Source organism: Pseudomonas sp. SBB6 (assembly GCF_024213215.1).
In the GTDB taxonomy this organism is placed as follows: Bacteria; Pseudomonadota; Gammaproteobacteria; order Pseudomonadales; family Pseudomonadaceae; genus Aquipseudomonas; species Aquipseudomonas donghuensis.
This window is the reverse complement of the sequence record NZ_JANAVH010000002.1, coordinates 384,861-411,747: the sequence shown is the minus strand read 5'-3', so window position 1 is coordinate 411,747 and position 26,887 is coordinate 384,861. Positions and strand designations below refer to the sequence as shown.

Here is a 26,887-nt window from a genome sequence, read left to right as displayed (position 1 = left end):
GCAAGCGGGGCGAAGGGGATAAGCCTTCGAGTGCCGAACCGGCCACAGGTTCCTGAACTAACGCCCCTGCAGCAGCTCGCCGGCCTGGTCGAGCAGGGCCAGCGGGTCCTTGCTCTTGTGGATGTCCACTGACAGCAACTGGCGGAACTTGCGCGCCCCCGGGAAGCCCTGGCCAAGGCCGAGAATGTGCCGGGTGATGTGGTGCATGGCGCCTCCGGATGCCAGGTGCGCGGCAATGTAAGGGCGCAATTTGGCCAGCGCCGCACTGCGGCTGATCACCGGCGCGGTGCTGCCGAACAGCTGCTGATCGACCTCGGCCAGCAGGTACGGGTTGTGATAGGCCTCGCGGCCGAGCATCACCCCGTCGAAAATCTTCAAGTGTTCCTGACATTCGGCCAGGGTCTTGATACCGCCGTTGAGCACCAGCTCCAGGTCGGGAAAATCCGCTTTCAACTGCGCAGCGACGTCGTAACGCAGCGGTGGAATCTCGCGGTTCTCCTTTGGCGACAGGCCTTCGAGAATCGCGATCCGTGCATGCACGGTAAAACTGCGGCAACCGGCGTCGCGCACCTGGCCGACGAAATCGCACAGCTCGGCATAGCTGTCGCGACCGTTGATACCAATGCGGTGCTTGACCGTCACTGGAATCTGCACTGCATCCTGCATCGCCTTCACGCAATCGCCGACCAGCGCCGGATGGCCCATCAGGCAGGCGCCGATCATGTTGTTCTGCACCCGATCGCTCGGGCAGCCGACGTTGAGGTTGACCTCGTCATAGCCTGCGGCCTCGGCCAGCTTGGCGCACGCGGCCAGATCAGCCGGCACGCTGCCGCCCAATTGCAGGGCCAACGGATGCTCGGCCTCGTCATGGCGCAGGAAACGCTCGGCATCACCGTGCAGCAGCGCGCCGGTGGTGACCATTTCGGTGTAGAGCAGGGCGTTGCTGGAGAGCAGGCGCAGGAAGAACCGGCAGTGGCGGTCGGTCCAGTCCATCATCGGCGCAACGCTGAAGCGGCGAGACGGCTCAGGGCGCGGGATTACTGGGGTTGTGGCTGATTCTAGGGGCATTTTCGGTTACGTGTTTTGTACCATTAGCTGGGCGTTTTTTGATGGATCGTGGGTACGATGTACCACCTCGCCAGGATCCGTATCAAAAACAAAGGTGCCATAGTCTACCAAGAGTGCCAGGCATTCGCCCGCAAGCTGGCTGCCCCGGCCTGGGCAAAGCGACGAGAGACAAAGATGGCTGAACCTGGAATGCCAAGCTCAGCTATTCGACAGGTTACGCGCAAGTAGCTAGGCACAAGAGCGCTTGGTAGGTTTTATAGGTGCCATATGCAAAGGCGGATATTGAAACCAAACCCAATACGCCGCCGGTGGCTTGTAAGGTAGTGGCGACGTTGTTGTGCCACTTTACAGCGCTGTCAAAGGCCATCTGCGAAAGATACGTCAAGCAAGAGGTGATGCCGATAGCCAATGCCCCGATTACAAAGGCTGTTAGCGAATATGCGAACTCTGGGATGGCGCTGCTGTTGTTGTCTGAGAGTTTGCCAATGAAGGCGAGCAGGGCAATCGCGGCTCCTCCATTCAGTAGCAGCATCGTCTTGAGTGCGTTTTGCCCTGATTGGATAATGCTTTTGAACATTTCCGAATTGGCTGACAGGTTGTGTTTGTGCGCGTCCAGGGAAAGCTGGAGTCTCGCCTTGAGTACTTCGCTGTTCTCCTCGGGGTTGTTGTCTGTTGAGGTGGCTTCGACAACCCTATCGATATACGTTATTAACTTGTCGCAATTGACTGTTTCATGACCCTGCGATTTAACCTCGTTAATAGAGGTCTTCAGTGCGTTCGCGAATGCTTTTGCGTCCATTACTCAATGCTCGCTAGTTTGACCAGTTGACTCAGTTTCCAAAAGGAGCGCGCTGAGTGGATGCGTCAACATCCCATCAGCCCACCGAACCCGCAACCCCTCCCACTGCGTGGACCCACCGTACTGGAGACAGTCGAGGATTTTCAGGTGGGTTGTCCAGTGCGCTCTTATCTTTGGCTTGCATCCCTCATTTGGATGGATATTCTAGCGAGCCACCACGCAACGACAGGGACGGTCATTCATGCAATCCAGTTTTGGTAAAGGCGTTGTTTTTGCGCTTTCCGCCGCCGCGTTGAACGCGACAATCGGTGTGCTGAGCAAAGTGCTCATGGAAAATGGCTTCACCGCCAGCAGTGTCGCTGTGATCAAAACCATTCTAGGTTGCCTGCTGCTGTCGGCCTTGGTGCTGTTCATCAGGCGCCCGCAAACGACGGCGAAGTGGACCCAGGCTGCGATTTGCGCGTTTCTCGGAATCTTCGTGCTGTTCCACTTCGAAACATCGGCCTACCGCCATTACGCCGCCGCGGGCGTGGTGGTGATGCTGATGGCCAGTGCGTCTATTTCCTCGATCCTGTTGGGGCGGATCTTCCTGAAAGATCCCATTACCGCAAACGCTACCGTTGGCGCCGCCTTGGCCATCGCCGGCATTGCAGTGATCTTTGGTGCTGACCTGCAACAGGGGTTCACCCTGCAAGGCGCTACCCTGGCTGCCATGGCCGGCTGCGGATACGGGGCGTTTTCAGTGGCCATGAAGCATATGGGCGTCTCCGGGGGGTTGCACTTCACTCGGCAATTGTTGTTCTTCGGCAGCCTATACCTGCTGATGCCGGCTGCGGCCGATGGCTTTGTGATTGGCGAGCTGTCGCCCCTGGCGATTGCCGCATTGCTGGCGCTGGCCACGTTACCGACCATCCTGGGCTTCTTTTGCACCACCAAGGCCATCGAGTACCTGAAACCATCCCAGGTGCAGGCGCTGGAGCTGACCGAGCCCCTGTTCGCTGCGCTGCTGGCGTTCCTGGTCCTCAATGAGGTGCCGCGAGAAAGCCTGTACGTGGGTGCGGGCCTGATCATCACCGGCCTGTGTTTCTCCAACGAGTTGATTTCCCTGGGTCGCAAAGCACCGGCTCAATCCCATACATGATCCCCGGCGGGGCGGGTGTATGCCCGCCGGTTCAACCGCTAACTGGTGCGGCGTCGCAGTCGATCATCAACGCAGGCCCGCAATAGGGAAGCGCAGCGCGCCGCTCAGAGCGAACGCTGGCCAACCCGCTGTGACAACGCCTCTGCCGATTCCTTGCGCTCGGAGTAGCGGTCCACCAGGTAATCGCTGCGCCCGCGCAGCAGCAGGGTGAACTTCACCAGCTCTTCCATCACGTCGACCACGCGGTCGTAGTAGGCCGAAGGCTTCATCCGGTCGTTGCCGTCGAATTCCAGCCAGGCCTTGGGTACCGAGGACTGGTTGGGGATGGTGAACATGCGCATCCAGCGCCCCAGTACGCGCAGCTGGTTGACCACGTTGAACGACTGCGAGCCGCCGCACACCTGCATCACCGCCAGGGTCTTGCCCTGGGTCGGGCGCACTGCGCCCATGGCCAATGGCACCCAGTCGATCTGCGCCTTGAACACCGCTGACATCGCGCCATGACGCTCTGGCGAGCACCACACCTGGCCTTCGGACCATTGCATGAGTTCGCGCAGTTCCACGACCTTGGGATGGTTGTCCGGCGCGTCGTCGGGCAGGGGGAGGCCGCTGGGGTTGAAGATCCGCGTTTCGGCACCGAAATGCTCGAGCAGGCGCGCGGCTTCTTCGCTCAGCAGGCGGCTGAACGAGCGTTCCCGGGTTGAGCCGTAGAGCAGCAGGATGCGCGGCTTGTGGCCATCATGGGGGGCGTTGGCCGGGATCAGGCCGAGGTCGAGATTGGGCAGGTGGTCGCTCATGGGGGCTCCGTTTACAAAGTGCCGATGCGGTCGATTTCAGCCTGCAACTGGTCGCGGCTCAGGCGCTCGAAGGGCAGGGCAAGGAAGGTTTTGCAGCGTAGTTCTATGCGCGCCAGGGTGGCGTCAAAGGCGGCATCGATCTGTGTATCGCTGCCGTGGGCCTCGGAAGGGTCTGCCAGGCCCCAGTGGGTTTTCAGCGCTGGGCCGAAATACAGCGGGCAGGCTTCGCCAGCGGCGTTGTCGCAGACGGTGATGACGATGTCTGGCGGGTTGTCGGCGAAGGCGTCGTTGCCTTTGCTGGTCAGGCCGTGGATGGCGATGCCGGCGCGTTGCAGGGTCGACAGGCTGCGAGGATGCACCTGGCCCTTGGGAAAACTACCGGCACTGACCGCGTGGAAACCGGCCGGGGCCAGGTGATTGAACTGCGCTTCGCAGAGGATGCTGCGACAGCTGTTGGCAGTACACATGAACAAGACTCGCATGGGCTGATTCCTCAACAGCAGGTCGCACGGACAGGACGATCACCCATTGCCTCGAGGCGCTCGCTGACGTCGCTGAGCCACTGGCCATTGGCCTCAAGGGTCAGCTGCAGCACCTCGTTCACCCAGGCTGGCAACTGCGGGTTGAGGCGGTAGTACACCCACTGACCCTGGCGGCGGTCGAGCAACAGGCCGCAGCTGCGCAGCTGGGCCAAATGGCGGGAGATCTTCGGCTGGCTGTCGTCGAGTGCGCACATCAGCTCGCACACGCACAGTTCGCCTTCGCGGACGATCAACAGCGTGGCGCGAACGCGGGTTTCGTCGGCCAGGCATTTGAACAGGGCGGCAGGGGTAAGCATCGAATCGGTCCGGATTTGATATATGGAAATTCGAATATACGAATTTCCATATGTAAATGACAAGCCCGCTGTGCCAACCGGACTTCGAGAAGTTCCAGGGGTAGAATGTGCGCTCACCTGAAACGGACTTCATCATGAGCGCACCGCTGCACGCAGCCTTTCTCTCCCTGCTGGCCTTGCCCGGCGCTACCCAGGCCACGACGGCAGAACCGGTACCCTTGTACCGGCACCTCAAGGACTGGGTGGTGGGGTGTGACAACACCCGCCAATGTACAGCACTGGCGGCCGATGAAAGCGTCGACGGCATGCCGTTGGGTATTCAAATCGTGCGTGGCGCGGGTCTGGATGGGCCGTTGCAGGTAACGATTTACAGTCAGAGTTCGCTGGAGGGGCCATTGCAGCTCGATGGCAAGCCTCTGGCGCTGGCACTGCATGAAGAACAGCACAACGGCGTGGTGTCCTGGCGGGCGAGTGGCGAGCAGGCCGTGGCCTTGGTCAAGGCCTTGCGTAATGGCTCGCGGCTGACCTCGGCAAGCAATGATGGTGAGCTGGGGAGTTCGCTCAATGGCCTGAGCGCCTCATTGTTGCTGATCGATTCGGTGCAGGGGCGGCTGGGCCACCGCAGTGCCTTCATGCGTGCAGGTGATGCGCCAGACAGTGCCGTGCCGCCTGCGCCGGCGCTGCCGAAGCTGGCGCCCTTCGCACGGCCCGAGCCGCTGGGGGAAGCAGAGGCCAGGCGCATTGTCGCCGCCGTGCATGCAGCCAGCGCCGATGCCTGGCAAGACGTGGGTGATGACTGGCAGCCCGATACTGCCCAAGCCTATGCGTTGAGTGGCAAGCGTGCGCTGGTCAGCTTTCGCTATGGCTGTGGCGCCTACAACTGCGAGTACGCCATGTTCACCACTTCACGGGCGCATCCGCAGCAGGCCCAGGCCCTGCAGTTCGCGGAGTTTCCCGGGCTGGAGCAGTGGGGCGACTTTGGTGGCTCGGTCGAGTACAACGCAGACACCGGAGTACTCAGTAGCTTTACCAAGGGGCGCGGCATAGGTGATTGCGGTGTCGATCAGAGCTGGCGTTTTGATGGGCAGCGCATGCAACTGCGCTCGCTGGCGCGGATGGGCAGTTGCAGTGGGAGCTGGTCGCAGATGTGGCCGGTGCTGTGGCGCACGCAGGATTGAACCTTGGGGCTACGGCGTAGCCCATCGCCGGCAAGGCCGGCTCCCACAGGGCTTGATGTCGCCTGCTACCCCTGTGGGAGCTGGCCTTGCCAGCGATCGAGTGCGTAGCACTCGTAGATCAAACGACACACTCAGAACGCCAGTTTGTAGCCGATCATCAGCAGCATGCCTGCCAGGCACGGGCGCAGGATGCTGTCAGAAATCCGTCCGGTCAGGTGGCTGCCCATGTAGATGCCCGGCAGCGAGCCCAGCAGCAGGTAGCCAAGCAGCGACCAGTCCATGTTGCCCATGCTTGCATGGCCCAGGCCGGCGACCAGGGTCAGCGGCACGGCGTGGGCGATTTCGGTGCCGACCAGGCGGCGGGTAACCAGGTAGGGGTAGAGCAGGAACAGCGCCACGGTACCCAGGGCGCCAGCGCCGATGGACGTCAGCGAAACCATGACGCCGAGCATCACACCGGTGACTACGGTCAGCAGGTTGAGGCTGGTACCGCTCAGGTGATAGCGGTCGCCGGCGTGTTTGCTGGCGAATGCCTGGAGTTTGCTTTTGAACAGGATGGCCAGGGCGGTCAGCACCAGCACCACGGCCAGGCCTTGCTTGATGATGGCGTTGGCGGCTTGGGTGTCGGCATCGAGGCTGGCGAGGAACCACAGGGTCAGGGCCGCGGCCGGGACGCTGCCGAGGGTCAGCCAGCCGGTGATTTTCCAGTCGATATTGTTGTTTTTGCCGTGGACCCAGACGCCGCTGGCTTTGGTGATGGCGGCGTAGAGCAGGTCGGTGCCTACGGCGGTGGCGGGGTTGATACCGAACCACAGCAGGATCGGGGTCATCAGGGAGCCGCCGCCGACGCCGGTCATGCCGACGATGAAACCTACTACCAGGCCTGCAATGGTAAAACCGAAAGAACCTACATCCATAAGTAACCTAAACGCCCAACGTGCCCGTGATCGGATGGCAGCCAGCATAAAGGTTTTTTTATAGCCAAATAGACTAGTTCGTTATTAGGTTATAACCGGTGGTGGCTGTGAGAGGAGGGGCTTATCCGGTTGTGATGGTGGCGCGGAGTCACCTTTCCGCCCTTACGGCGGGTTACTTTGGCAGTCGCCCCAAAGTAACCAAAGGGCTTGCCCCACCAGGGGCCCTACGCTGCGCTTCGGGTTCCCTCGCTACGGTGTCGCTACGGGGCATTGCGAACTACGAGTTGCAAGCAACTCTACGTTTCGCAACTTCGGCTAACGCCGAAGGTGCTGCGCACTAGCCCCTTCGCAACACCTCCACTCGGCCCTTCTGGTTAACGGGGCCGGTAGATCAAGATCAAGAGCACAATTCGCTTCGCTCTTGCTGAGCGCGTGGCGCTGTGGGAGCGGGCTTGACCCGCGATGCGGTGTTACAGACAACGCTGTTACCGATCCGTCATCACCACCATCACATGCGCATCCCCACCATCTTCCGTCTCGGAAAGATAAATATGCCCGACATTGCTGTTGAAGTACGCCGTCTCCTGCGGGCCGATACTCACGGCCTCACCCGTCTCAAACACAATCCGCACGCGTCCGCTGAGCACCAGGGCAAATTCCTGTCCCGGATGGCGGATGAATTCATCGAACTGTTGCCGCTCGCGGGCGATGATCCGCGCATACATTGGCGTCATCAGCCGCTCGGGAAATTCTCCGGCGATCGGGTGGTAGTCGTAGGTCCCGGTGCTGTAGCCGGGCGCTGTGGGCAGGGAGTTGACCACCACCGTGGTCGGCACCGGCATATCGCTCACGCCTGAAGCGCGAAACAGCTGGGCGATATCAACCTTCAGCGCCCGCGCCGCCGCCGCCAGTTTCTCGTAGCTCACCGAGACCTGGGCCAGTTCCATTTTCGACAGGGTCGACACCGGTACCCCGGACAGCGCTGACAGTTGCTTGAGTGTCAGTTGCTGGGCCTTGCGCACGCTACGCAGGCGCGCTCCGACTTCGGCGCGGTCAATCAGTGGCAGCGCACCAGGGCGGTCGTCGGCAGGGGAGCGGTCGGCACTCATCAAACATCTCGGTCAGACAAAACGGACCCGCATCTTACCGTGGCCGCTTGCATAATCCGAAATTCTCATATATTAGAATTCTCACAAATGATAATTTCACTGCGCAGGCGATTGCACGGCTATGACAGAGACCTTCGACATCGTGATCATCGGCGCCGGTATTGCCGGCGCTTCATTGGGCTATCGCCTGGCTGACGGACAACGGGTGCTGATGCTCGAGCGCGAATCCCAGGCCGGTTACCACTCCACCGGGCGCTCGGCCGCGATGTTTATGGAGGCTTATGGCACGCCGCAGATCCAGGCACTGACCCGCGCCAGCCGTGCATTCTATGAGTCGCCGCCACCGGGCTTCTGTGAGCATGCGTTGCTCGAGCCGCGGGGTTGCCTGTATGTGGCAACGCTGGAGCAGCAGGCACTGCTCGACAGCACCTATGCGCAAAGCCTGGCCAACGGCACCGACGTCACCTTGCTCGACCGTGACGCGGCGTTGGCGCTGGTGCCGAGCCTGCGTGCCGAGGTATTGGCCGGAGCAGTGCTGGAGCCCGGTGCCATGGACCTGGATGTGCATGCGCTGCACCAGGGGTTCCTGCGCGGTTACCGCCAGGCCGGTGGCCAGTTGCGTTGCAATGCCGAGGTGGTTGAAGGCGGCTACCACGAAGGTCACTGGCAGTTGAGCCTGGCCGATGGCAGTCGTATTCAGGCGCGCCAACTGGTCAACGCCGCGGGCGCCTGGGCCGATCACGTCGCGGCGGTCTGTGGTATCCAACCCGTCGGCCTGCAGCCATGCCGACGCTCGGCCTTTACCTTCGAAGGCCCGCAAGACCAGGCCTTCAGTCGCTGGCCCGCAGTGATCGGCGTCGATGAGAGTTTCTATTTCAAGCCCGACGCCGGGCAGTTGCTCGGCTCGCCAGCCAATGCCGACCCGGTCGAGCCCCAGGACGTGATGCCCGAAGAGCTCGACGTGGCCATCGGCATCTACAACATTGAAGCCATCACCACCCTGGCGATTCGCCGCCCCAGCCATACCTGGGCGGGCTTGCGTTCGTTCGTCGCCGACGGCGACCTGGTGATCGGCCACGACCCGCAAAATCCTGCGTTTTTCTGGCTGGCGGCGCAGGGTGGTTACGGTATCCAGTCTGCTGCCGGCGCTTCGCAACTGGCCTGCGCATTGCTGCTAGAGCAGCCGCTTGCAGCAACCTTGAGCGCCGAAGGGGTCGAGCCGCAATGCTTGTCCCCGGCGCGTTTTCGTTAACTCCCCAAGGAGATTTCCCATGAGCTCGACTATCCAGCGTATCCCCAGCCACCTGCCGTATCCGTTCTCCAAGGCGGTGAAGGTCGGCGGCTTTCTGTTCCTTTCCGGGCAGATCCCCATGCGCGCCGACGGCGAAGTGGTGCGTGGCGACATTCAGGTCCAGACCCAGGCCGCTCTGGAACGCATCGGCGAAACCCTGGCCGAATGCGGCGTCGGTTTCGATCAGGTGATCAAGGCCACTGTGTGGCTGTCCGACATGGCCCATTTCGCCGGTTTCAACGAGGTGTACAAAAGCGTCTTCGCCAACGGCTACCCGGTGCGTTCCACCGTCAGTGCCGGCCTGGCCCTGGGCGTGGATGTGGAGATCGAAGTACAGGCCTGGATCGGCAACGACTGAGGCACCACAGCAACACTGGGTAAAAACAACAACAAGGCCCGGGCAGGGCCATCGATACCAGAGGGTTGAAAATGAAAGAGCAGCTGAAAATTGCAGGCGCCTTTATCGGCGTGATCGTCGGCGCGGGTTTCGCCTCGGGGCGGGAGCTGTTGCTGTTCTTTGTCGACTTCGGCCTCTGGGGCCTGCTCGGGGCGCTGGTCAGCGCGGCCTTGTTCACTTTTCTCGGCATGGCCCTGGCCGGGCTGGGCAACCGCTTGCAGGCCGCCTCGCACAAGGATGTGGTGTATGCCATTTGTGGGCGCTACCTGGGCTTGTTCGTTGACCTGCTGATCACCTTCTTCATGTTTGCGGTCACCGTGGTGATGCTTGCCGGCGGTGGGGCATTGCTTGAACAGCAGTTCGCCATTCCGGCGCTGACCGGTAGCGTATTGGTGACCCTGCTGGTGGTGGCAGTGGTGTGTCTGGATGTGCAGAAGGTGATCCTGCTGATCGGGGCGGTCACGCCGTTCCTGATCCTCATCGCCACGGCCATCGCCTTGTACGCAGTGTTCACCCGCGAGCTGAGCTTTGCCGCGCTGAATCAGGTGGCCAGCCAGCAGCAGGCGGGTACCAGCCACTGGCTGCTCGGCGCGTTCCTGTATGTGTCGTACAACATTGTCGCCGGTGCGCCGATCCTGGCGATTCTCGGTGGCTCGGCACGCCTGGAGAAGACTGCGATCTGGGGCGGGATTCTCGGCGGTGCGGCCTTGGGCGGCCTGATGCTGGTGATGAGCGCAGGCTTGTTGTCGCGCCTGGATACCGTCGCCGATCTGCCGATGCCGATGCTGTCGATTGCCAGCGAAATCTCTCCGGCCTTGGGCGTGATCATGTGCGTGATCATCTTCGGCATGATCGTCAACACTGCGGTGGGCACACTGTATTCGTTCCTGGCGCGGCTGTTGCCGGCCGGTACCCGCAGTTTTCGCCTGGGCTCGGTGGTGGCGGGAGTGGCGGCGTTTATCTGCAGCCTGATCGGCTTTATCAGCCTGGTCGGCCAGGTCTATCCGTTCTTCGGCTACCTGGGCTTCGTGCTGATGCTGGCGGTATTGATCGGCTGGTTGCGCCTGGGGCGGGCCAAGCGGGTGCTGGCGGTGTAGCGGGAGGTGTAAAAGAAAGGGGCCTGAGCGGCCCCTTTGTTGTTTACGCGTCAGATCTTGAAGCTGTCGACCAGTTGCTTGAGGCGCCCGGCCTGCTGGGCCAGGGCATCGCAATGACGCAGGGTGTCGTTGAGGTTGGCCACGCCTTGCTGGTTCAGCACGTTGATCTGGGTGATGTCCAGGTTCAGGCTTTCGACCACGGCGGTCTGCTCTTCGGTGGCGGCGGCCACCGACTGGTTCATGCCGTCGATCTCGCCGATGCGCTGGGTCACGCTGCTCAGGCGCTCGCCGGCCTGGTTGGCGACCAGCACGCTTTCTTCGCTGGAAACCTGGCTGGCGTTCATGTTGTGTACCGCCTCGCGGGAACCGACCTGCAGGGTGGTGATCATCTTGTGGATCTCTTCGGCCGACTCCTGGGTGCGGTGCGCCAGGTTGCGCACCTCGTCGGCAACCACGGCAAAACCACGCCCGGCTTCACCGGCGCGGGCCGCTTCGATGGCGGCGTTGAGCGCCAGCAGGTTGGTCTGCTGGGAGATGCCCTTGATCACGTCGAGGATCTGGCCGATGTCATCGGTGCTGGCATTGAGGGTTTCGATCTGCTCGCAGGATTCGCTGATCTTCTGCGACAGCGCGGTCATCGCCGAAATGGTTTCCTGCACCACCTGACGACCATCATTGGCCTGCTCGCTGGCACCGCTGGCGTGTTGCGAGGCGTCGGCGGCGTTGCGGGCGATTTCCTGGGTGGCGGCGCCCAGCTCGTTGATTGCCGCGGCGACGCTGTTGGTGCGCATGCTCTGCTCTTCGGAGCCGATGATCGAGGCATTGGAGGCGCTCATCACCCGCTCGGACAGGTCATGGACCTGGCGAGTGGCCGAGGACACTTCGGCAATCGAGGCATGGATACGCTCGACGAACTGGTTGAAGGCACCGGCCAGTTCACCGAACTCGTCCTTGTTCTCCACCACCAGGCGGCGGGTCAGGTCGCCTTCGCCCTGGGCAATGTCCTGCATGGCGCGGCCCATGGTGGTCAGCGGACGCATCAGCACCGGAATCAGCAGGCTCAGCAGGCCAGCAATGGCGGCCACGGCAATGAGCATGGCGATGATCGCCGAGGTACGGAACTGGCTGAGGCCGGCGTAGGCTTTGTCGCGGTCGATCGACAGGCCGATGTACCAGTCCGCCGTCGGCAGGCCGCTGACCGGGGCGAAGGAGATGATCCGCTCCTGCTTGTTCAGGGTCACCTCGTGGGTGCCTGGCGCGATATGCAGGTTGCTGCCCGGGTAGATGTCCTTGAGGTTCTTCATCACCTGGTCTTTGTCCGGGCTGACGATCACCTGGCCGTTACGGTCGACCAAAAACGCGTGGCCGATACCGCCGAAGTCCACGGCGTTGATGATATCGACCAGGGTGGCCAGGCTCAGGTCGCCGCCGACCACGCCGAGCAGCTCGCCGTTGGCCTTGCTTTTCACCGGCATGCCAATGGTTACCACCAGGCCGCCGACCGCGGCCATGTAGGGCGGGGTCAGCATGGTCTGGTTGGCGGCGACGGCGGCGGTGTACCACGGACGCTGGCGCGGGTCGTAGCCGTCAGGCATCTTCGCGTCCGGGCGCTGGGTGAACACGCCGTTGGACTGGCCGACGTAGGTGAACTGGAAGTTGTTGGTGAACGATGGCTGGTCGACCAGCCCCGGGAAGTCGGCATTGGCGCCTTGGTGGGCGACGTCCTGGGCGAGGTTTTCCAGGACCAGAATGCGTCCGCTCATCCAATTCTGCACACTGCTGGCGGCCAGTGCGCCGGCCTGTTTGACCGACGAGTCGATGTTCTGTCGGATGGTGTTGCGTTGCAGGTAATCGTTGTAGAGGGTGAACAGTGCAAATGCCAGAACCACGACGCCGCAGGCGCACAGCAGGATCTTGTGGCGAAATTTCAGGTTCATGTTCCGAGACCTTGTGCCAGTAAAGAGGAGTGCCGAGCGGCGCTTTTGGCGTGTGCTCGTACCTATCCAGACAGGTATCGGCCGCGAAGCGGAAAAATTGATAGGTAGTTTTGCCGCAGGGGCTGACAGGATTTTCCTACGGCCTGCTCTGGCGTGCGTGTTTCAGCCAGGCGCTTTACTGCACCCCGAGCAAACGCACCAGCTCCTGGGCGGCTTTTTGCAGCGGCTGATGCTGGCGCCAGAAGGCATGCACCGGCAGCTGCAACTCGTTGCGGGTGTTGCTGAAATCCAGGCGCACCAGGCGTCCGGCGTCCAGTAGAGGCGCCACCCGCGACAACGGGAAGTCGCCCCAGCCAAGGCCGGCTTCAACCATCTCGATGGCCATGGCCAGGCTGTCGGTGCGCCAGTGCGCCTTGCCGATCAGCGCGCGGGTGTCGCTCAGCGGCAGGTCACGGCTGGCCACCAGGATCTGCCGCACGTTGGCCAGGTCTTCGAGGTAGACGATCTGCCGCGGGCGCTGCTGCAGGGCCGGGTGCTGCGGACCGATGCAGGCCACCAGCGATTCCAGGCCGATGTTCTGAAAGCGCTGGCGGGCGTCCACTGCCAGCCCGGCAAAGGCCAGGCACAGGCTGACGCGACCGTCGTGCAGCAGTTGCAGGGCGTCTTCCTGTGGGGCCGTCAGCACCTCGACATTCAGTAACGGGTGACGCTCGCTGAGGGTTCTGATCGCTGCCAGCAGGCGCCTGTGCTCGATGTCCGGCACCACGCTGATGCTCAGGGTGCTTTCCAGCCCTTGGGACAACTCCAGGGCATGCACCTGCAACTGCCCCAGTTGATCAGCGATCATCCGCGCATGCGGCTCCAGCGCCTGGGCCATGGCGGTGGGGCGGGTTTCCCGGGGAGTGCGATCGAACAGGCTGAAGCCCAGCTCCGCTTCAAGGTTGCCGATGGCCATGCTCACCGCTGAAGGCACTCGGCCCAGAGCGCGTGCGGCGGCCGAAAACGAGCCGCGGTCGAGCACGGCGAGAAACAGTTCGATGTTGTCGCTGGAAAAGTTCATGGCAATCTCCTATCAGTAAATCTGATAGCTGTTGACTTTGGTTGTCAACAGGATTGACGCAGGCTTGCCCGCCTCAGCCGCGCCAAAGGGCGGCGTTTTAGTGCAAAACCGAGGTTAGCAACGTGCAAGGTGTCAAACGCAAACTGGTCTACGTGACCGCCTATGAACTGATCGGCCTGTGCATGTCGACCCTGGGCCTGGCCTACCTGGCCGACAGCGCGCCGAGCAATACCGGGCCGCTGGCGGTGATGATCACCACCATCGCCATGGCCTGGAACTTCATCTACAACACCCTGTTCGAGTATTGGGAAAGCCGTCAGGCCAAGCGCGGGCGCAGTGTTGCCCGGCGGGTGGCGCACGCCATCGGTTTCCAGCTGACGTTGGTGGTGTACCTGATCCCGCTGATTGCCTGGTGGCTGAACATGAGCCTGGTCGAAGCCGTGCTGGTGGACCTGGCCTTTATCATTCTCATCCCCTGCTACACCTTCATCTACAACGGGTTGTTCGACCGCATCTTTGGCCTGCCGAGCTCGGCCCAGGCGCAGCCGGCATGAACAAGACCCTTACTGGGCGGGTAGAGTGATCACTTGGGCGGCGGGCTGCGGCTCGTGCTCGGGGCCTTCGGCGGCTAGCAGGCTGTCTTCGATTTCCCCCGACAGGTAATAGACGCCGGCCATGGCGCCGGTCTTGCGATTCTCCATCAGATCGCGCCACTCCTCGTTCAGCGCCACGTTGAGGATCACCCGCAGTTGTTCGATCATCGCCGGTTGCTCGCGGTTGTGGCTCACGACCCCAAAACCGGTCGCCGCCAGAGAAATCACCGTGCCCGCGGCGCGCCCGACCGCCGCCGCCACGGCGCTGGCAATACCCCGTGGCGCCAGGGTGGCGCCGAGCTTTTCGCTGGCTTGCTGGGCGACCGATGACAAGCCGATGTCCGAGCGCTGGGTGCCGGCGCGCACGGCGCTGTGCAGGCGTTTGACCAGGGCTGCATAGGCGGGTTGCTGTTCCAGCGGTTTGCTGAACAGCAGTTGATGCAGCGATGCGTTGTTGTTGGCCGGCGGCCCGAGGCCAATGGCCTGGATGCGCGTCAGGTGCAGGTTGAACTGCTCCGTTGGTGCGCGGTAGCGCTGGGCGATCTGCTGCAGTTGCTGGCCGAGCAGCTGGATATACAGCTCCATGGCCCGGTCGCGAATGGCTTCGGGGTCGATTTCCTTGGCCACCGGGTCGAGCACCCGCTCGTGGTACTGCTCTTGCAGGTACAGGGCCAGGCGTTTTTCCGGTGTTTCACGGCCTTCGCCACTGTTCATCTTGTACCAGGCCACTTTCATGGTCAGCCATTGCTGGGTCCAGTAGCCGGTGAACCAGGGGATGAAGTCGCTTTCGGTGTACTGCTGCACGCGCTCCTTCCACACCCGCATGGAGCGCCGGGCATAGTCGTTGACCGAACTGGTGGTGGCCAGCGAAGCGTCGATGATGTCGCGGTCGATCTGTTGCCAGGTCGCCGCGCTGACCGGGATGGGCGGCGGCTCGCTGACCGTTTGCCGCGAGCCGCAGCCAGCCAGCACCAGGAACAAGGCGAGCAGCAACACGGTAAGCGGGGAACGCGGCATAAAATCGCAGCCCCCTGTGGTTAGGGAAGGTCGAGCACGGTGGTTATTTGAGTATAGGTGCCGTCACTCGGGCTGCTGTTCGGCCTCGGCCTGATCCAGCGCCTCGACGATCTCTGCCCAGATTTCCTTGCAGAAAAACCACACCCAGGTGGCATTCAGCACCCGGTCGATATGGCGCCGCCACCAGCTGTCGCGGCGTGCCTGGAGAATTTCTTCGATCTCTTCCTGCAGCCAGGTTTCGTCGAAACCGGTCCAGATCGGCGGTACCGGCGTCATGATGTTGCCGTAGCAGGCGGGGGCGACTTCGCTGTAGAAGATTTCTTTCAGCAGCTCGCGGTCAAACCCTACCAGGTGGCGGGCGATCCAGAGGTATTCGATGTGGGTGTCGACGAAGGCATCGGACATCGCCACGCGCACCTGATGACGCTGTTGCGGCGTCATTTGCGGCGCAGGTGCAGCAGCGGGCTCGGGTTTAACCGAGGTGATCCTTTCGTTCATCAGTGTGCCCTCCAAGGCGATCGAGGCCCATGGTAAAGCGGGCGGGCAACAGCTGTCGCCTGGATTGCGAGCGCTGGCAAGGCCAGCCCCCACAGGTTCGGTGCATGCAGATTTATTGTGGGAGCCGGCGTTGCCGGCGATGAGGCCCTTCGGTCACCCCTCCAGGTCGAGCTTGGCCTCGATATGGTCCAGATGCTCATGCATCAACGCCAACGCCGCCTCGCCATCACCGTCCTCCAGCGCATCGATGATCGCCGCATGCTCCTGCCAGGCGCAATGACTGCATGGCCGCGCTTCGTACTGGGCAATGATCAGCGAGGTTTGCGGCACCAGGCCATTGAGAAAACGTGCCAAGGGTGCGTTGTCGGCCATTTCCGCAAGTTTGAGGTGAAACTCGCCACCCAGGCGAATCGCCGTGCAGCGCTGGCCCTGTTCATGGTGCTGACGCTCGCGGGCCACCAGCTCGCGCAGTTGGCGGATCTTGGCCGGCCGTGAGCGCTTGGCCGCCAGGCTGATCAAGGTGGTTTCGGCCAGGCGCCGGGCGCTGAGGATCTGCCGTGCATGCTGTGGGTCGGGCGCGGCCAGGCGTGCGGTGTGGCTGGGGCGCTGGACGATGACCTGTTGGTCGGACAGGCGCCCGAGTACCCGGCGGATCACCGTGCGGCTGACCCCGAAGGCATCGCCCAGGGCTTGCTCGGTCAGGGCGCTGCCAGGGGCCAGGCGCTGTTCGAGGATGGCATCGAACAGCCGCGGGTAGATCTGCTCGGCCGACAACCGGCGTTCACCCTGGGCGAGCAGTGGCGGCAGGGCAGGGTCATGGGCGTGGGCGCTGGCGTTCATGGTCGCACTCCTGGGGTCAGTTGCCCGGATGATCGTCCGGGATGTTCAGTTCGATACCCATGCGCCGGCCTTCCTGGAGGATGTGGTGGCGCATCTGCGCGCTGGCCTGGGCGCTGTTCTTGTTGCGGATGGCACGTACCACCGCTTCGTTTTCTTCAAGCCTTGCCGCCAAATGCTCGGGCGAGTTGCGCAGCACTGCGGCGCTTTGCTTGAGGGCGTTGCTGGTCTGCTGCACCACGCTCTGGAAGATCGGGTTGGCGGTCAGGGTGAACAGCTCTTCGTGAAAGGCGATGTAGGCGTTGACGCCGGCTTCGCTGTCTTGGGCCTCGAGGGCCTCGCGCATGTCCATCAGGGTCAGGCGCAGCTGGCCGATTTCCTTGCTGCTGATCGACTGCGCCACCAGGCCGACGATGAACGGCTCGAGGGTATAGCGCAGCTGCAGCACGTCTTCCAGGCTGGCCTCGGCGACGCCGCTCTGGGGCAGGGTGGTTTGCACTGTATCGGCATCAAGCACCAGCACGCCCTTGCCCGGCATCGAACGCACCAGGCCGAGGGTTTCCAGCACCGTCACCGCTTCACGCAGGCTCGGGCGGCTGATGCCCAGTTGCTCGGCCAGTTCGCGCTGGCCCGGGAGCATGTCGCCGGAGCGCCACTGGCCACGGGCCAGGGCCTGACGGAGTTTTTCTACCACCGAGTTCACGACGGTCGATGAAGTAATCATTGTTCACTCCATGAGAACACTTGCATGGTTTGCTCCTGTGGCCGGCAGTGGGGCTGCCGGCCATGTTACTCAGAACTCTTGTTGATGGGCGTTCGGGGTCTTGCGCTGGGCAAAGCCGAAGCCCTGTTTACCCGACAGCACATTGTTGGCCCGCTCCATGTCGATATCGCCTTCCCAGCGGCCGATGGCCACGGTGGCCACGCAGTTGCCGATCAGGTTGGTCAGCGCCCGGCCGATGCCCATGAACCAGTCCACCGCCAGCACCAGCACCAGGCCGACCACCGGGATCGCCGGGATGGCGGTCAGGGTCGCGGCCAGGATGACCAGGGCGGAGCCTGGGATGCCGTGGGCACCTTTGGAGGTAATCAGCGACACCAGCAGGATGGTCAGCAGGTCGGTCATGGCCAGCGGTGTGCCGGTGGCATTGGCGATGAACACGATAGCCAGGGTCAGGTAGATCGAGAAGCCGTCGAGGTTGAACGAGTAACCCGTGGGGATGACCAGGCCGACCGTGGAACTGCCCACGCCCAGGTGCTCAAGCTTGCGCATGATCTGCGGCAGCACGGCGTCGGAGGAGGCGGTGCCGAGGACGATGGTCAGCTCTTCGCGCAGGTACTTGATGAAGGGCAGGATCTTCAGCCCCGACAGGCGCATCACGGTGCCCAGAATCAGCAGCACGAAGCCGGTGCAGGTCAGGTAGAACAAGGCCACCAGGCCGCCCAGGTGCTGCAGCGATTCCAGGCCGTATTTGCTGGTGGTGAAGGCGATGGCACCGAACACGCCAATCGGCGCCAGGCGCACGATCATGCCCATGATGCGGAAGATCACATGGCTCAGTTCGTTGATCAGCCGCGAGATACCCGAGGCCGCTTCACCCACCAGGTTCAGGGCGCTGCCGAACAGCACCGAAAACAGCAGGACCTGAAGGATATTGTTGTCGGCAAACGCTCCAACCACCGAGGTCGGGATCAGGTCCATGAGGAAGGCGGCGGTGCCGTGGATGTGTTGGCCGCGTTCGGCCAGGTTGCTGGCTTCGCTGCTGGCCAATGGGTCCAGGTGAATGTTGGCGCCGCTGCCGATGCCGGAGGTAAAGGCGAACACCAGGCCGATCACCAGGGCGATGGTGGTCAGGATTTCGAAGTAGATCACCGATTTCAGGCCGATGCGCCCGACTTTTTTCAGGTCGCCGGCACCGGAGATGCCGCTGACCACCACGCAAAACACGATCAGCCCGATCAACATCTTGATCAGCTTGATGAAGCCGTCACCGAGGGGTTTGAGTTGCAGGGAAACTTCAGGAAAGCTCAGGCCGCAGGCTATGCCTAGCACAAGGCCCAACACCACTTGGAGGAAGATCGAACGCGAGCACCATTTGAGCATGGGAGGGATCTCTGGTCGGTGTCCCTGCTTCGATGCCACGGGGGCGAAAGAGCGGAGGACTTAATTATTGTGGTCTTACCGGTATGTCCAGTGCGTGGGCAGTGTAAGCGCGGTTTTTCCGGCTTTGCAAGGGTTTTTCGGTTGAGTGGGTGAGAATTGGCTTTACCGGTCTGACCAGTTGGTGCAATACCCGGGCAAAAAAAAGCGGCAGGTTCAACCTGCCGCTTTTTCCGTGTTGCCGGGACTAAGGCTTGGACAAGGCCAGGTCTACCGCCGCGATCAGCTTTCCCAGGTCTTGGGAAGGCGCCTTATGGATGACGCCGAAGAGGTAGGCACGTTGCTCATCTTCGTCGTCCTCGTCTGCGAAGAAGGCTTTGAGTTTGATCCCCAGCGCCTCGGAGAAGGTCGACAGGGCTTCCACGCTGGGGGTGTAGGTGCCGGTTTCGAAGCGACTGATGGTCTTGGGGTCAAAACCGGTTTTCTCGCCAAGTTCAGCCTGAGTGAGCCCGGCTACCTTGCGGTAACGTCTGATGGCCGAACCCAAACTTGAATTTGTCATCGCTTAATTCCCATTTAGAATCAAGAACTTAACGATATCTATGCGCATTAGGCAACGCCACGATTCATCACCTTTATTTGCATAATGTGATGTAATTCGTAGAATTACCGGTTTGGACAGGCCAAAAGCCATCGAGTTTCAACCGGGGGCAGCAGGCTGAGAGTATTCAGCAAAGCACCTCGGCAGAAGGCTGATCTCGATGTCGGACGAATGGTTCGTGCGCTGCACAGGACAACCTGACAGACCACAGCAAATGGAGTTTTATCGTGCGTCTCAACATGCCGGTCACCTCGGTCGAACAGACTTTCGGCGAGGACCAGCGGCTTATTTCCGCTACCGACACCGCCAGTAACATCACCTACTGCAACGCCGAATTCGCCGCCATGAGCGGTTTCAGCCAGGCCGAGCTGATCGGCAGCCCGCACAATCTGGTCCGCCACCCGGACATGCCACCGGCGGTGTTCGCGCTGATGTGGCAGTACCTCAAGGCTGGCCAGAGCTGGATGGGGATCGTCAAGAACCGCTGCAAGAACGGTAACTTCTACTGGGTCAGCGCCTATGTTACGCCGATCCTCGAAGACGGCCGCCTGGTCGGCTACGAGTCGGTGCGGGTCAAGCCGACCCGCGAGCAGGTGCGTCGTGCCGAGGAGCTGTATGCGCGGTTGCGTGAAGGCAAGCCTGCGGTGTCGGCCGGCCGCCGCCTGGCCCAACTGAGCCAGGTGATGAGCCTGCCATTGGCTGCCGGTGCAGTGGCAGTGGCCGCCAACCAGGCGCTGCCGGGCTGGCCGGGCCAGGGCATTACCCTTGGCCTGTTCGGGCTGATCGGCCTTTGGGCCCGCAGCCGGTTGGGCCGCCAGCTTGGGCAGATCGTGGCGTGCTCGAATCACACCTTTGCCGACCCGATCAGCGCCCTGACCTACAGCGATCAACTGGGCTCGGCAGCACAATTGCAGATGATCCTGATCAGCGAAGAAGCGCGGCTCAAGACTGCGCTTACCCGCCTGAGCGACCTGGCCTCGCAGATGGCCGAAGCCGCCAGCGACTCCAGCCGTCTGTCCAGGAGCACCGAAACCGCGTTGCTGGAACAGCGCGCGGAAACCGACATGACCGCCACCGCCATGACCGAAATGGCGGCGTCCATCGGCGAGGTGGCCGAGCATGTGCAGCAAACCGCAGTCCAGGCGCAGACCGCCAACCAACTGGCCGCGCAGGGTAGCCAGGTTGCCGGTACCAGCCGCGAGGCCATCCAGTTGCTGGCCAACACCGTCAGCCAGATCAACCAGGCGGTCACCCACCTGGCCGGGCAGACCCAGGACATCATGCTCGCCGCTGAAGTGATCCGTGCGATTGCCGAGCAGACCAACCTGCTGGCGCTCAACGCCGCCATTGAAGCGGCCCGGGCGGGCGAGCAGGGCCGTGGTTTTGCCGTGGTCGCCGACGAGGTTCGCGCCCTGGCGGCCAAGACCCGCCAGTCGACCGTGCAGATCCAGGGCATCATCGAGAACCTGCGCAGCGGTGCCGACGAGGCGGTGAGCATCGCCAACCTGGGCATCAACGAGGCCGAGCAGGGCGTGGCCCAGGTGCTGGAGGCACAACGCGCCTTGCAGGGCATTCGTGCCGCCGTCGAGCGCATCAGCGACATGAGCCAGCAGATGGCCGCCGCCTCGCAAGAACAATCCTCGGTGGCCGAAGAAGTCAGCGAGCAGATCAACAACGTTGCCAGCACGGTGCAGGCCACCGCGCGCAACGCCAATGCCGCGGCCAACCGCGGCGCCGAGCTGCAAAGCATTTCTTCGGGCCTGCGGGCCCTGGTCGAGCGTTTCAACCGCTAGCCACCAGGGCGCAGAGGAATTCATGGACGATAACTACCGCACGGCCGTCGATGCCGCCGCGATCTTTTCCGAAACCGACCTCAGTGGCCGGATCACTTACGTCAACGAGCAGTTCTGCAGCATCTCCGGCTACAGCCGCGAGGAACTGCTCGGGGCCAATCACCGGATTCTCAACTCCGGCCTGCACGGGCCGGAATTTTTCATCGACATGTGGCGCGCGCTGGTCGCCGGCAGGGTCTGGAAGGGCGAGATCTGCAACCGTGCCAAGGACGGCTCGTTGTACTGGGTCGACAGCACTATGGTGCCGCTGATCGACCCGGCCAGCGGCCAGGTGCGCAAGTACGTTTCGATCCGCTTCGATGTCACCGAGAAGCGCCAGTTGTTGCATACCCTGCAATGGCGGGTGGGCCACGATGTGCTCACCGGCCTGCCCAATCGTGCCTATCTGTCCGACCTGCTCAACCAGGCCCTGGAGTATTCGCGCAACGAGGACATTCCGCTGGCGGTGTGCATGCTCGATCTGGATGGCTTCAAGGCGGTCAACGACGGCTACGGGCATGCCAGCGGCGATCTTCTGCTGGTCGAAGTGGCCACGCGCCTGAAGGGCATCTTGCGCGGCGGTGATGCCGTGGCGCGGTTGTCGGGCGACGAGTTCGTGCTGATCCTGCGCCATGTACAGGACCCTGCGCATTTGCAGGCGGCGCTCGACCGGGTGCTGATCGCGATAGCCGCGCCGTACCCGATCCGCGACCAGGAGATTCGCGTCAGCGCCAGTATCGGCGTGACCTTGTTCCCCCAGGACAACGAGGACACCGATACCCTGGTGCGCCACGCCGACCAGGCCCTGTACGTGGCCAAGCAGAGTGGGCGCAATCGTTTCCACCTGTTCGACGTATCGCTGGACCGGGAGGTCAAGGCCACCCACCAGACCGTGGCGCGCCTGCGCCAGGCTTTGTACATGGGCGAGCTGTGCCTGCATTACCAACCCAAGGTCAACATGCACAACGGCGCGGTGATCGGCTTTGAAGCGCTGCTGCGTTGGCAGCACCCGGGCAAGGGGCTGGTGATGCCCGCTGATTTCCTGCCGCAGATCGAACAGACCGACCTGATCGTCGAGATCGGCGAATGGGTCATCGACCAGGCCATGAACCAGATGCAGCGATGGCAGGCGCTGGGGTATCAATGGCCGGTCAGCGTCAATATTGCCGCCCGCCATGTGCAGCGTGACGACTTTGTCGAACGCCTGCAGTTGTCGCTGGGCCGTCATCCAGCCGTGGCGCCGGCGATGCTCGACCTGGAGATCGTCGAGTCGGTGGCGATTGAAAACATCCAGCGCGTCAGCCAGTGCCTGGAGGCTTGCCAGCGCCTGGGCGTGCAATTCTCGCTGGATGATTTCGGCACCGGCTATTCGTCGCTCAGTTACCTCAAGCGCCTGCCGACGCGCACCATCAAGATCGACAAGTCGTTCGTCCGTGACATCCTCCACGACCAGGACGACCTGGCCCTGACCCGCGCCGTGATCGGCCTGGCCCGGGCCTTTGGCCGCCAGGTGATTGCCGAGGGCCTGGAGACGGTCGAGCATGGTCAGTTGCTGATGGGCCTGGGTTGCGACATCGCCCAGGGCTACTGCATCGCCCGTCCAATGCCGGCCGAGCAGGTGGTCGACTGGGTTGCCAATTACCAGCAGCCTCTTGAGTGGAGACCCCTGTAGGCGCGAGCCTTCTGTGGGAGCGGGCCTTGTCCCGCGATCGAGCGCGCAGCGGTCGCAACCCAGGCGACGCCGGATCTACTGACAGTACTGGCCTCATCGCGGTGCAAGCCCGCTCCTACAGTTGGGCGGCGTTATTTACGTATTCTTTATGCCCGCCCCGGGCTCTTGGTCTCGTCCCTTTACAGCCACTCTGCCGACAATGACCGTCAGCGGCGCGTGCCGTAAGGACGGAGAGTTTTCATGAGCATTCTGGACGGGGTGTCACTGCTGTTGGCAGTGGCCTTGATGATCTACCTGCTGGTCGCGCTGCTGCGCGCCGATCGGGGCTAGGAGCGACCATGCACAGTTACGATTACGTGTTGCTGCTGGCGTTCTTTGCGCTGGTACTGCTCCCGGCACCCTTGCTCGGGCGTTTCTATTTCAAGGTGATGGAGGGCCAGCGTACCTGGCTGTCGACACTGCTCGGGCCGCTCGAGCGTGGCTGCTACCGGCTGGCCGGGGTCGACGCGAACAAGGAGCAGAGCTGGCAGCAATACACCCTGGCCCTGCTGGCCTTCAACCTCGCCGGCTTCGTGCTGGTGTTCGCGGTGCTGCAGTTGCAAGGCTACCTGCCGCTCAACCCGCAGCACCTGGCGGGGCAGGAGTGGTCGCTGGCATTCAACACCGCGGTGAGCTTTGTCACCAACACCAACTGGCAGTCCTACAGCGGTGAGGCTTCGGTCAGTTACCTGAGCCAGATGCTCGGCCTGACCGTGCAGAACTTTGTCAGCGCCGCCACCGGTCTGGCGGTTCTGGTCGCGCTGTGCCGCGGCATCGCTCGTCGCTCGGCCAAGACCCTGGGCAACTTCTGGGTCGACATGACCCGTGCCACGCTTTACGGCCTGTTGCCGCTGTGCCTGGTGCTGGCCTTGCTGCTGGTATGGCAGGGCGTGCCGCAGACCTTTGCCGATTACGTGCATGCACTGACCTTGCAGGGCGCCGACCAGACCATCCCGCTGGGCCCGGCCGCCAGCCAGATCGCGATCAAGCAACTGGGCACCAACGGCGGCGGCTTCTTCGGCGTCAACTCGGCGCACCCGTTCGAGAACCCGACGGCCTGGAGCAACCTGTTCGAGGTGGCTTCGATCATCCTCATCCCGGTGGCCCTGGTGTTCACCTTTGGCCATTACGTCAAGGACATGCGCCAGAGCCGGGCGATCATCGCCGGCATGCTCGCGTTGTTCTTGATCGGTGGCGGCACCGCGCTGTGGAGCGAGCACCAGGCCAACCCGGCGCTGAGCAGCCCGCTGGTTGAACAGAGCGCGCCGCTGGAAGGCAAGGAAAGCCGTTTCGGCACCACTGCCAGCGTGCTCTGGACGGTGACCACCACCGCCGCCTCCAACGGCTCGGTGAACAACATGCACGACAGCCTCAACCCGCTCAGCGGCATGGTTGCGCTGGTCAACATGATGGTCGGCGAGGTGATCTTCGGCGGCGTTGGTGCCGGGCTCTACGGCATGCTGCTCAACGTGTTGGTCGCCGTGTTCCTCGCCGGCCTGATGATTGGCCGCACCCCGGAATACCTGGGCAAGAAACTACAGGCGCGGGAAGTGCAATTGCTGGTGGCGACCTTGCTGGTGATGCCGGTCGGTGTGCTGGTGCTCGGCGCCCTGGCCGCCAGCCTGCCGGGACCTGCGGCAGCGATCAGCAACCCCGGTGCCCATGGCTTCAGCCAACTGCTGTATGCCTACACCTCGGCCAGCGCCAACAACGGTTCGGCATTCGCCGGCCTGGGTGCCAACACCACCTTCCACAACGTGATGATCGGCCTGGGCATGCTGATCGGCCGCTTCGGCTACATCCTGCCGGTGCTGGCCCTGGCTGGCAGCCTGGCGCTGAAAAAATCCGCACCGGTGGGGCAGAACAGCTTCCCGACCCACGGCCCGCTGTTCGTCACCTTGCTGGTGGTGACCATCCTGCTGGTCGGTGGCCTGACCTTCCTGCCGGCCCTGGCCCTGGGGCCGGTGACCGAATACCTGAGCCTGGGCTTGTGAGGAACAACTGATGAATATGCCGATTCCCGAAGTAAAGGTGCAGGCCGCCGAAGCTGCGCGCACCACCGTTGCCGCCCTGTGGCGCCCGGCGCTGGTACAGGCCTTCGTCAAGCTCGACCCGCGCCAGCTCAAGCGCTCGCCGGTGATGCTGGTGGTGGAACTGACCGCGATCTTCACCACCTTGCTGTGTTTGCTGCCTGACAGCCGCGTGCCCACTGGCGTGGCGTTGCAGATCGCCCTGTGGCTGTGGTTCACGGTGCTGTTTGCCAACTTCGCCGAAGCCCTCGCCGAGGGCCGTGGCAAGGCCCGCGCCGACAGCCTCAAGGCTGGCAGCCAGGGCCTCAGTGCCCGTCGCCGTACGGCCTCGGGCAGCTTCGAGATTGTCCCGGCCACCAGCCTGCGCAAGGGCGATGTGGTCAAAGTCTCGGCCGGGGAAATGATCCCTGGCGACGGCGAGGTGCTCGAAGGCATCGCCGCAGTCAACGAGGCGGCGATTACCGGTGAATCCGCGCCGGTGATCCGCGAGTCCGGCGGTGATCGTTCGGCGGTCACTGGCAACACCCGGTTGGTTTCCGACTGGCTGCTGATCAGCATCACCAGCAACCCCGGCGAGTCGACCCTGGACCGCATGATCGCCCTGGTCGAAGGCGCCAAACGGCAGAAAACGCCCAACGAGATCGCCCTGGACATCCTGCTGATCGGCCTGACCCTGATCTTCCTGGTGGTCGTGGTGACCCTGCAGCCGTTCGCCCATTTTGCCGGTGGCAGCATCCCGCTGGTGTTCCTGGTGGCGCTGCTGGTGACCTTGATCCCGACCACCATCGGCGGCCTGCTGTCGGCCATCGGTATCGCGGGCATGGACCGCCTGGTGCGCCTGAATGTGATCGCCCGCTCCGGTCGTGCGGTAGAGGCTGCCGGTGATGTGCATGTGCTGATGCTCGACAAGACCGGCACCATCACCTTCGGCAACCGCCGCTGCAGCGCCCTGCATGCGGCGCCCGGCGTTACCGCGCGGGAGTTGGGCGAGGGCGCCTTGCTGGCGTCGCTGGCCGACGACACTGCCGAAGGCAAGTCGATTGTCGAGTACCTGCGCCAGTTGCATGACTTCAGCGAACCGACGGCCGATCAGCTCACGCCCGTGGCCTTCAGCGCCGAAACCCGGCTGTCCGGCATCGACTATCAGCAACGTCGCTATCGCAAGGGCGCGGTGGATTCGGTGCTGGCCTTCGTCGGCATGCAACGCCTGGAAATGCCGGCGTCATTGGCCCGGGAAGTGGACAAGATTGCCCAGAGCGGTGGCACGCCGCTGCTGGTGTGCCTCGACAAGCGCCTGCTCGGCGTGATCCACCTCAAGGACGTGGTCAAGCCGGGCATCCGCGAGCGCTTTGCCGAGTTGCGCAAACTGGGCATCCGCACGGTGATGGTCACCGGCGACAACCCGCTGACCGCTGCGGCGATAGCCGCCGAAGCCGGGGTCGATGACGTGCTCGCCGAAGCCACCCCGGAGAAGAAGCTGGCGCGCATCCGCCAGGAACAGAACGACGGCCGCCTGGTGGCCATGTGCGGTGACGGCGCCAACGACGCCCCGGCGCTGGCCCAGGCCGATGTCGGCATGGCCATGAACGACGGCACCCAGGCAGCCCGCGAGGCAGCCAACATGGTCGACCTGGACAGCGACCCGACCAAGCTGCTGGATGTGGTCCAGGTCGGCAAGGAGTTGCTGGTGACCCGTGGCGCGCTGACCACCTTCTCGATTGCCAACGACGTAGCCAAGTACTTCGCCATCCTCCCGGCCTTGTTCGCGGCGATCTACCCGCAACTGGGCGTGCTCAACCTGATGCACCTGAGCAGCCCACAGAGCGCGATCCTCTCGGCAATCGTCTTCAACGCCCTGATCATCGTCGTGCTGATCCCGCTGGCCCTGCGCGGGGTGCGGGTGCAGGCCGCCAGTGCTGCCCACCTGCTGCGTCGCAACCTGCTGATCTATGGCCTGGGCGGGCTGATCGTGCCGTTCGCCGGGATCAAGCTGATCGACCTGTTGCTCACCGCCCTGAAGCTGGTCTGAACCAAGGAG

At 62.9% G+C, this 26,887-nt stretch carries 26 protein-coding genes; 11 read left to right on the top strand and 15 right to left on the bottom strand.

Annotated features, from left to right (window positions below; translation table 11 throughout):
• Nucleotides 1-57: 57 nt before the first annotated feature.
• Together dusA and NLX68_RS05150 are read right to left on the bottom strand one after the other, a co-directional pair.
• The gene (gene dusA / locus NLX68_RS05160) at nt 58-1,068 is read right to left on the bottom strand and encodes a tRNA dihydrouridine(20/20a) synthase DusA (protein ID WP_254283117.1); all 1,011 of its coding nucleotides are present in this window, start codon (nt 1,066-1,068) and stop codon (nt 58-60) included.
• A gap of 214 nt (nt 1,069-1,282) precedes the next feature.
• The gene (locus NLX68_RS05150) at nt 1,283-1,867 is read right to left on the bottom strand and encodes a hypothetical protein (RefSeq protein ID WP_254283115.1); all 585 of its coding nucleotides are present in this window, start codon (nt 1,865-1,867) and stop codon (nt 1,283-1,285) included.
• 241 nt (nt 1,868-2,108) lie between these two features.
• On the opposite strand from NLX68_RS05150, the gene NLX68_RS05145 reads away from it, so the two are divergent.
• Nucleotides 2,109-3,008 (top strand): DMT family transporter, encoded by a 900-nt coding sequence (locus NLX68_RS05145; protein WP_010227056.1) that lies wholly within the window; start codon nt 2,109-2,111, stop codon nt 3,006-3,008.
• Nucleotides 3,009-3,112: 104 nt separating this feature from the next.
• Here the strand turns inward: NLX68_RS05145 and arsH are convergent, their stop codons facing one another.
• The 3 genes from arsH to NLX68_RS05130 are packed head-to-tail and all read right to left on the bottom strand — an operon-like array spanning nt 3,113 to nt 4,643.
• On the bottom strand, nt 3,113-3,805 hold the full coding sequence (gene arsH, locus NLX68_RS05140; RefSeq protein ID WP_254283113.1) for an arsenical resistance protein ArsH: 693 nt from the start codon (nt 3,803-3,805) through the stop codon (nt 3,113-3,115).
• An 11-nt stretch (nt 3,806-3,816) separates the two neighbouring features.
• Nucleotides 3,817-4,287, bottom strand: coding sequence for an arsenate reductase ArsC (locus NLX68_RS05135; RefSeq protein WP_254283110.1), 471 nt, complete (start codon nt 4,285-4,287; stop codon nt 3,817-3,819).
• A gap of 11 nt (nt 4,288-4,298) precedes the next feature.
• Nucleotides 4,299-4,643: a metalloregulator ArsR/SmtB family transcription factor gene (locus tag NLX68_RS05130; protein ID WP_036996394.1), complete on the bottom strand. Its 345-nt coding sequence runs from the start codon at nt 4,641-4,643 to the stop codon at nt 4,299-4,301.
• A 134-nt stretch (nt 4,644-4,777) separates the two neighbouring features.
• Between NLX68_RS05130 and NLX68_RS05125 the strand changes: the two genes are divergently transcribed.
• On the top strand, nt 4,778-5,821 hold the full coding sequence (locus tag NLX68_RS05125) for a DUF1176 domain-containing protein (protein WP_254283109.1): 1,044 nt from the start codon (nt 4,778-4,780) through the stop codon (nt 5,819-5,821).
• 131 nt (nt 5,822-5,952) lie between these two features.
• On the opposite strand, the gene NLX68_RS05120 is transcribed toward NLX68_RS05125, so the two are convergent.
• Together NLX68_RS05120 and NLX68_RS05115 are read right to left on the bottom strand one after the other, a co-directional pair.
• Complete coding sequence (locus NLX68_RS05120; RefSeq protein WP_254283108.1) at nt 5,953-6,738, bottom strand: sulfite exporter TauE/SafE family protein; 786 nt, start codon at nt 6,736-6,738, stop codon at nt 5,953-5,955.
• 485 nt (nt 6,739-7,223) lie between these two features.
• Nucleotides 7,224-7,847 (bottom strand): helix-turn-helix domain-containing protein, encoded by a 624-nt coding sequence (locus NLX68_RS05115; RefSeq protein ID WP_010227048.1) that lies wholly within the window; start codon nt 7,845-7,847, stop codon nt 7,224-7,226.
• A 121-nt stretch (nt 7,848-7,968) separates the two neighbouring features.
• Here NLX68_RS05115 and NLX68_RS05110 point away from each other — a divergent pair, with 121 nt between their 5' ends.
• From NLX68_RS05110 to NLX68_RS05100, 3 genes are all read left to right on the top strand, one after another.
• On the top strand, nt 7,969-9,099 hold the full coding sequence (locus NLX68_RS05110) for an FAD-binding oxidoreductase (RefSeq protein ID WP_254283107.1): 1,131 nt from the start codon (nt 7,969-7,971) through the stop codon (nt 9,097-9,099).
• Nucleotides 9,100-9,118: 19 nt separating this feature from the next.
• Entirely contained in the window at nt 9,119-9,496 is a 378-nt protein-coding gene (locus NLX68_RS05105; protein WP_254283106.1) for a RidA family protein, read from the top strand.
• Nucleotides 9,497-9,567: 71 nt separating this feature from the next.
• Nucleotides 9,568-10,632, top strand: coding sequence for a hypothetical protein (locus NLX68_RS05100; RefSeq protein ID WP_254283105.1), 1,065 nt, complete (start codon nt 9,568-9,570; stop codon nt 10,630-10,632).
• Nucleotides 10,633-10,682: 50 nt separating this feature from the next.
• Here the strand turns inward: NLX68_RS05100 and NLX68_RS05095 are convergent, their stop codons facing one another.
• Complete coding sequence (locus tag NLX68_RS05095; protein WP_010227044.1) at nt 10,683-12,569, bottom strand: methyl-accepting chemotaxis protein; 1,887 nt, start codon at nt 12,567-12,569, stop codon at nt 10,683-10,685.
• 175 nt (nt 12,570-12,744) lie between these two features.
• Complete coding sequence (locus tag NLX68_RS05090) at nt 12,745-13,629, bottom strand: LysR family transcriptional regulator (RefSeq protein ID WP_254283103.1); 885 nt, start codon at nt 13,627-13,629, stop codon at nt 12,745-12,747.
• A gap of 122 nt (nt 13,630-13,751) precedes the next feature.
• Here NLX68_RS05090 and NLX68_RS05085 point away from each other — a divergent pair, with 122 nt between their 5' ends.
• Complete coding sequence (locus NLX68_RS05085) at nt 13,752-14,183, top strand: PACE efflux transporter (RefSeq protein ID WP_254283101.1); 432 nt, start codon at nt 13,752-13,754, stop codon at nt 14,181-14,183.
• 9 nt (nt 14,184-14,192) lie between these two features.
• Here the strand turns inward: NLX68_RS05085 and NLX68_RS05080 are convergent, their stop codons facing one another.
• The 6 genes from NLX68_RS05080 to NLX68_RS05055 form a co-directional block, all read right to left on the bottom strand.
• Nucleotides 14,193-15,239, bottom strand: coding sequence for a hypothetical protein (locus NLX68_RS05080; protein ID WP_254283099.1), 1,047 nt, complete (start codon nt 15,237-15,239; stop codon nt 14,193-14,195).
• Nucleotides 15,240-15,302: 63 nt separating this feature from the next.
• Nucleotides 15,303-15,737 (bottom strand): hypothetical protein, encoded by a 435-nt coding sequence (locus NLX68_RS05075; protein ID WP_254283097.1) that lies wholly within the window; start codon nt 15,735-15,737, stop codon nt 15,303-15,305.
• Between the two features lie 153 nt (nt 15,738-15,890).
• Entirely contained in the window at nt 15,891-16,577 is a 687-nt protein-coding gene (locus NLX68_RS05070; RefSeq protein WP_254283095.1) for a GntR family transcriptional regulator, read from the bottom strand.
• 16 nt (nt 16,578-16,593) lie between these two features.
• Nucleotides 16,594-17,298, bottom strand: coding sequence for a FadR/GntR family transcriptional regulator (locus NLX68_RS05065; protein WP_254283093.1), 705 nt, complete (start codon nt 17,296-17,298; stop codon nt 16,594-16,596).
• 69 nt (nt 17,299-17,367) lie between these two features.
• Nucleotides 17,368-18,678 (bottom strand): C4-dicarboxylate transporter DctA, encoded by a 1,311-nt coding sequence (locus tag NLX68_RS05060; RefSeq protein WP_254283091.1) that lies wholly within the window; start codon nt 18,676-18,678, stop codon nt 17,368-17,370.
• Nucleotides 18,679-18,922: 244 nt separating this feature from the next.
• Nucleotides 18,923-19,237 carry a helix-turn-helix domain-containing protein gene (locus NLX68_RS05055; protein WP_010222571.1) on the bottom strand — a complete coding sequence of 105 codons (315 nt, stop codon included), beginning with the start codon at nt 19,235-19,237 and terminating at the stop codon, nt 18,923-18,925.
• 266 nt (nt 19,238-19,503) lie between these two features.
• On the opposite strand from NLX68_RS05055, the gene NLX68_RS05050 reads away from it, so the two are divergent.
• From NLX68_RS05050 to kdpB, 5 genes are all read left to right on the top strand, one after another.
• A complete protein-coding gene (locus NLX68_RS05050; protein ID WP_254283089.1) occupies nt 19,504-21,069 on the top strand; it encodes a PAS domain-containing methyl-accepting chemotaxis protein in 1,566 nt (521 codons plus the stop codon).
• Between the two features lie 22 nt (nt 21,070-21,091).
• Complete coding sequence (locus tag NLX68_RS05045; protein ID WP_254283088.1) at nt 21,092-22,780, top strand: bifunctional diguanylate cyclase/phosphodiesterase; 1,689 nt, start codon at nt 21,092-21,094, stop codon at nt 22,778-22,780.
• A 240-nt stretch (nt 22,781-23,020) separates the two neighbouring features.
• Nucleotides 23,021-23,110: a K(+)-transporting ATPase subunit F gene (gene kdpF, locus NLX68_RS05040; RefSeq protein WP_036996387.1), complete on the top strand. Its 90-nt coding sequence runs from the start codon at nt 23,021-23,023 to the stop codon at nt 23,108-23,110.
• Nucleotides 23,111-23,118: 8 nt separating this feature from the next.
• Nucleotides 23,119-24,813 carry a potassium-transporting ATPase subunit KdpA gene (kdpA, locus tag NLX68_RS05035; RefSeq protein WP_254283087.1) on the top strand — a complete coding sequence of 565 codons (1,695 nt, stop codon included), beginning with the start codon at nt 23,119-23,121 and terminating at the stop codon, nt 24,811-24,813.
• 10 nt (nt 24,814-24,823) lie between these two features.
• On the top strand, nt 24,824-26,878 hold the full coding sequence (gene kdpB / locus NLX68_RS05030) for a potassium-transporting ATPase subunit KdpB (RefSeq protein ID WP_254283086.1): 2,055 nt from the start codon (nt 24,824-24,826) through the stop codon (nt 26,876-26,878).
• The last annotated feature ends 9 nt before the right edge of the window (nt 26,879-26,887 follow it).

What these genes read in the sequence shown, in the direction of transcription:
- dusA (WP_254283117.1), bottom strand. Translation starts at nt 1,068, where the DNA reads ATGCCCCTAGAATCAGCCACAACCCCAGTAATCCCGCGCCCTGAGCCG.
- NLX68_RS05150 (WP_254283115.1), bottom strand. Translation starts at nt 1,867, where the DNA reads ATGGACGCAAAAGCATTCGCGAACGCACTGAAGACCTCTATTAACGAG.
- NLX68_RS05145 (WP_010227056.1), top strand. Translation starts at nt 2,109, where the DNA reads ATGCAATCCAGTTTTGGTAAAGGCGTTGTTTTTGCGCTTTCCGCCGCC.
- arsH (WP_254283113.1), bottom strand. Translation starts at nt 3,805, where the DNA reads ATGAGCGACCACCTGCCCAATCTCGACCTCGGCCTGATCCCGGCCAAC.
- NLX68_RS05135 (WP_254283110.1), bottom strand. Translation starts at nt 4,287, where the DNA reads ATGCGAGTCTTGTTCATGTGTACTGCCAACAGCTGTCGCAGCATCCTC.
- NLX68_RS05130 (WP_036996394.1), bottom strand. Translation starts at nt 4,643, where the DNA reads ATGCTTACCCCTGCCGCCCTGTTCAAATGCCTGGCCGACGAAACCCGC.
- NLX68_RS05125 (WP_254283109.1), top strand. Translation starts at nt 4,778, where the DNA reads ATGAGCGCACCGCTGCACGCAGCCTTTCTCTCCCTGCTGGCCTTGCCC.
- NLX68_RS05120 (WP_254283108.1), bottom strand. Translation starts at nt 6,738, where the DNA reads ATGGATGTAGGTTCTTTCGGTTTTACCATTGCAGGCCTGGTAGTAGGT.
- NLX68_RS05115 (WP_010227048.1), bottom strand. Translation starts at nt 7,847, where the DNA reads ATGAGTGCCGACCGCTCCCCTGCCGACGACCGCCCTGGTGCGCTGCCA.
- NLX68_RS05110 (WP_254283107.1), top strand. Translation starts at nt 7,969, where the DNA reads ATGACAGAGACCTTCGACATCGTGATCATCGGCGCCGGTATTGCCGGC.
- NLX68_RS05105 (WP_254283106.1), top strand. Translation starts at nt 9,119, where the DNA reads ATGAGCTCGACTATCCAGCGTATCCCCAGCCACCTGCCGTATCCGTTC.
- NLX68_RS05100 (WP_254283105.1), top strand. Translation starts at nt 9,568, where the DNA reads ATGAAAGAGCAGCTGAAAATTGCAGGCGCCTTTATCGGCGTGATCGTC.
- NLX68_RS05095 (WP_010227044.1), bottom strand. Translation starts at nt 12,569, where the DNA reads ATGAACCTGAAATTTCGCCACAAGATCCTGCTGTGCGCCTGCGGCGTC.
- NLX68_RS05090 (WP_254283103.1), bottom strand. Translation starts at nt 13,629, where the DNA reads ATGAACTTTTCCAGCGACAACATCGAACTGTTTCTCGCCGTGCTCGAC.
- NLX68_RS05080 (WP_254283099.1), bottom strand. Translation starts at nt 15,239, where the DNA reads ATGCCGCGTTCCCCGCTTACCGTGTTGCTGCTCGCCTTGTTCCTGGTG.
- NLX68_RS05075 (WP_254283097.1), bottom strand. Translation starts at nt 15,737, where the DNA reads ATGAACGAAAGGATCACCTCGGTTAAACCCGAGCCCGCTGCTGCACCT.
- NLX68_RS05070 (WP_254283095.1), bottom strand. Translation starts at nt 16,577, where the DNA reads ATGAACGCCAGCGCCCACGCCCATGACCCTGCCCTGCCGCCACTGCTC.
- NLX68_RS05065 (WP_254283093.1), bottom strand. Translation starts at nt 17,298, where the DNA reads ATGATTACTTCATCGACCGTCGTGAACTCGGTGGTAGAAAAACTCCGT.
- NLX68_RS05060 (WP_254283091.1), bottom strand. Translation starts at nt 18,678, where the DNA reads ATGCTCAAATGGTGCTCGCGTTCGATCTTCCTCCAAGTGGTGTTGGGC.
- NLX68_RS05055 (WP_010222571.1), bottom strand. Translation starts at nt 19,237, where the DNA reads ATGACAAATTCAAGTTTGGGTTCGGCCATCAGACGTTACCGCAAGGTA.
- NLX68_RS05045 (WP_254283088.1), top strand. Translation starts at nt 21,092, where the DNA reads ATGGACGATAACTACCGCACGGCCGTCGATGCCGCCGCGATCTTTTCC.
- kdpF (WP_036996387.1), top strand. Translation starts at nt 23,021, where the DNA reads ATGAGCATTCTGGACGGGGTGTCACTGCTGTTGGCAGTGGCCTTGATG.
- kdpA (WP_254283087.1), top strand. Translation starts at nt 23,119, where the DNA reads ATGCACAGTTACGATTACGTGTTGCTGCTGGCGTTCTTTGCGCTGGTA.
- kdpB (WP_254283086.1), top strand. Translation starts at nt 24,824, where the DNA reads ATGAATATGCCGATTCCCGAAGTAAAGGTGCAGGCCGCCGAAGCTGCG.